The sequence below is a fragment of the Arthrobacter sp. 05L417 genome, assembly GCF_056397865.1.
Map to the genome: position 1 here is coordinate 1 of NZ_JBFTOG010000110.1, position 611 is coordinate 611.

The following is a 611-nucleotide window of genomic DNA, read 5'->3' on the forward strand; positions in this document are numbered from 1 at the left end:
TGGCCGAGGAATGGAAAGCTATCTACAATCATGAACGGCCCCACGGATCCCTGAACGGCATGACGCCGAAACGCTACTGGGAAAACTGGACGCAAGAAAACCAATTAGCTATCGCATAGACGCTGGACTGCTAACGGGGGCCCAATCAGTGTCGCCACTGACGACACTGGCCACCACGTCGCCGACGCGGCGAATTGCAGGGATCATTCGCGTGGCAGCTATGTCACTGGCACCCACAATCCCCCAGATAAGTGGTTTGGACATCATCCTGCCCGCCTATCGTGCCCGAGGGGCCGGGTTCCCGGCCGCACTTCTGTCGCGTAGGACATCCAGCTTGCCGACATAAGACAAGAAAAACAACGAAACACCGTTCTTGCTCCTCAGGAACTCTTTCAAGACGGATCCGGATCGGTCAGATGCCGAAGCCTGCCGATGGCCGTCCCAAGCGACAACCATCGACAGGCCCAACTGACTCGCATTTGTTGTCGTTATGGGGGCTCATAACGACATCTACTGCTAGGTAGTTGGGTGGGTGGTCAGTTGGAGGGGAAGTTGTAGGAGGCGCCGGAGGCGTGGGTGGGTTCGGGCCAGCGGGAGGTGATGACCTTGCC

General features: G+C 57.9%; 1 protein-coding gene. It reads left to right on the top strand.

The window, feature by feature from the left end; all coding sequences use genetic code 11:
• The coding region (locus tag AC1DJW_RS26530; protein WP_476902135.1) for an integrase core domain-containing protein at positions 1-119 on the top strand (119 nt) is incomplete at its 5' end.
• Between the last annotated feature and the right edge of the window lie 492 nt (positions 120-611).